Genomic DNA, 3001 nt, shown 5'->3' with positions numbered 1-3001 from the left:
TAACGCCGCGTTAAGTGGTGAGCAACGCCTACCACCCTATCTAAACCATTGTGCCGTAAACACTAAATTCAAAGCAAACCGAAAATGCCAAGCGTTGGGAATCCGTCTTAAACGCTTTGTTATACAAACAGTTAAAGTTTATCGACTAGCTTCTTTAAATGGTTCTTAGCCAACTTATGATTTCCACGGCTCATCCACTTGATACAATCAAAAAGCTCCCAAGTAAGACCATCATCACCATTCGCATAAGCGGGAAAGTCCTCATGCTTTGGTGCTGGTTCATCTGTTACCCTTTGCTCGATGATGCCATTTTTGTCAAATAACACTTTAAACGGTTTTGAAATACTGAACGATTCATTTAAATCTAAACAGTGAATTTCGGCACTAGTGAGATCATTAAAAATGTACTTTTTAAAGTAAGCATTATCATTGTGGAAACCTTCGAGTTGATAGAATATTTCCTTGTCACACTCGAAGGCTGAGAAGCACTCGTCTGTAGATCTATGGAAGTCATTCTTTGTGAAAACGAGAATATCGGCATCCGATACACGGTCACCTTTCCCAGCAGCCAATGAGCCTAACAACACAGCCGCTACTACGTCACTCTCAGAAATGAACGCCGAGCACGCTGATCGAACCAACTCATTTTGGAGAGGAAGATGCTCTAAATCTAGCTTTTCTGAACTCAAAATTGCCTCCGTTTGTATAACGCCCAATTAAGGGGTGAACAACGCTACCACCCAACCTAAAACATTGTGCCATAAACACTAAATTTGAAGTAGAAGCAAAAATGCCAAGCGTTGTGAATCCCTCTTAAATTGCTTGTTATGTTTTACCACAAACACATGATTTAATTGAGAAAGAACTGCGATTTCTAACTAGTTTTCTGAAGCAAACCACAAGGTAAGAACCAACTTGGCCACCAAAGGCGATTAACCCAAAACCTGTAATTCCACTTCCCTGCCCAATGAGGCAACCCGACTTCGTTTCAACAAGTACCCTTTCTTTCCAACCAAAGCGCAAAACAATGCTGAATTGCCGAGACAACTGCCAAGCCGAAATGCTAATTGACTAAGAGCCTAGAAGCGACTTTGGGCCAGTTAAACCAGAAGCCAACCGCCACGACCTGACAATGAAGCAACCCGCGGACATTGGCATGTTTTACGGGATGCGTTATTCAAGAACTTAGACCGACAATGTGGATTTGCTGAGTCTACTAGGGACGAATTGCCAGAGGGACAAAGAACTTCAGCCTAGGAACCTTAAACCCTTGAAATACAAGTAAACATAACGCCAAATTAAGGTGTGAACAACGCCAACACCTTACCTAAGGCATTGTGCCATAAACACTAAACTGGCTTGAACTGAAAGCGCCGAGCGTTGTGAATCACTCTTAAATTTATTGTTAGTTTTTACTATTTCCACTGAGCTCAGCAATGACTTCATCTGGCGTGACAATACGTGTCAGCAAGTGAGTTATGTCTGGGTCTTCAATAGGTTCAAGAGCATAAACTGGTTTGCCGAGACCTAAAGCATAACCGATATCCATTGCTACACTTTTTCCAACGTAACCACCAAAATTTAGAATATAGGTAATGTCGGCTTCTCTAATGCGCTGCAAGCAACCATCAATACCATTAGCTTGAAGGGGCTCAGAGATAGTAGTTTCAATACCTGCACTGACCAAAGTTTCTCGTATAGCCTGCATCTTTTCTAGATTCTTGAAACTACCAGCAACATAAACAGACTTACTCATACAGCCTCCCTATTTTTGCGTAAATTTTGATGTAAACACTAACGCCGCATTAAGGTGTGAGCGACGCTTGGCTATACTTGAGCGAAGCGAAACTGCCAAGCGTTGCGAATCACTCTTAAATGCTTTGTTATGTGCTTAATCGTGCAGTTTTTTATAGTACCCTTTTGGTGTAATCAAACTCTGAAGATCACTGCCAAACTGTCTTAGAGCTTCTTGCTCCAAGTTTGAGTAAGGTTTTTCCATTTTGCGCTCATAAGACTCTGCAAACTCATTACTAGCAAGTTGATTGTGACGGGCTACTGGCCAGAAGTCCCTCCAAACTAGGCAGTGTGTATTTGACAACATTTCCCAAACGAGATTTGAGTCATAAAGCCCCAAACGAACCCCCAAAGCGAGATTGTCATAGTAGTCGATATGCTCAATTATTGTTTCAGCACTCTTTTTATCAAGCATTTGCATAGCAGACTTCATCAAAGAGTAATTATCATAATGATTATGAAGATCTAGCTGATTGATGATTTGATTAATTTTAACGCGAGCTTCAAACAAGTTATCATCCACTTTTGGCTTTTTTGATAGTAGTTCCAATGTTCGTTTTAATACTTCATGCTTGCGAGATTGCTGCAAATTTTGAATAGCAATCGTAGTTGCAAAAAGAACAGATATACTGGCAACTAGCGGAGTCAAAAATTGATGCCACTGACCAGTTTTTGCCCCTAAAAACCCAATACATAGACCGACTAATCCCATTAGGAATAGTGGAATCAACCTTTCGAACTTCATGAAATCTCCTGACTGGCACATAACGCCCAATTAAGTAGTGAGCAACGCCACCACCTACCTAGACCATTGTGCCGTAAACACTGAAGCTGATTCAAACCTAAATTGCCGAGCGTTGCGAATCTGCTTAAATTGCTTGTTAGTTTTGAAGCTCGCAGCTCATGAGAGACTTAACCGCTGGGTCTGTCCAAAGAATCAAAGACTGTGTGTAGACCTTAACATGACTTCCTGTTTCAGTTTTTTCTATATCAGCTAAATGGACTAGTTCACCATCTAAGTACTGCATTACCTCATACCCTAACGATGATTCATGAAACGTCACCATTGGGCTATAAACTAAATAGTCTAAGTTTTCCCATTTTTCAGTAATACAACTAGCAACAGCAGGTGGGCTCATCGAGCTAGATGACTGAAACACCGGCTCTGAATGACGAAGTTTTTGTGGTGTTGTCGCACATGCTGACA

Annotated in this window: 4 protein-coding genes; all 4 read right to left on the bottom strand. The window is 41.3% G+C overall.

Going from position 1 to position 3001, the window contains the following annotated elements; translation table 11 throughout:
- Positions 1-131: 131 nt before the first annotated feature.
- The gene (locus tag ACU01J_RS21565) at positions 132-689 is read right to left on the bottom strand and encodes a nucleotidyltransferase domain-containing protein (protein ID WP_481087409.1); all 558 of its coding nucleotides are present in this window, start codon (positions 687-689) and stop codon (positions 132-134) included.
- A 716-nt stretch (positions 690-1405) separates the two neighbouring features.
- Positions 1406-1756 (bottom strand): nucleotide pyrophosphohydrolase, encoded by a 351-nt coding sequence (locus tag ACU01J_RS21560; RefSeq protein WP_394128649.1) that lies wholly within the window; start codon positions 1754-1756, stop codon positions 1406-1408.
- Between the two features lie 135 nt (positions 1757-1891).
- On the bottom strand, positions 1892-2539 hold the full coding sequence (locus tag ACU01J_RS21555; RefSeq protein WP_481087446.1) for a DUF4760 domain-containing protein: 648 nt from the start codon (positions 2537-2539) through the stop codon (positions 1892-1894).
- Between the two features lie 136 nt (positions 2540-2675).
- A partial coding sequence (locus ACU01J_RS21550; RefSeq protein WP_481087445.1) for a hypothetical protein occupies positions 2676-3001 on the bottom strand: 326 nt, incomplete at its 5' end.

The organism is Vibrio sp. 2433-A1 (assembly GCF_056726085.1).
This window is presented reverse-complemented; position numbering and strand designations above follow the sequence as displayed.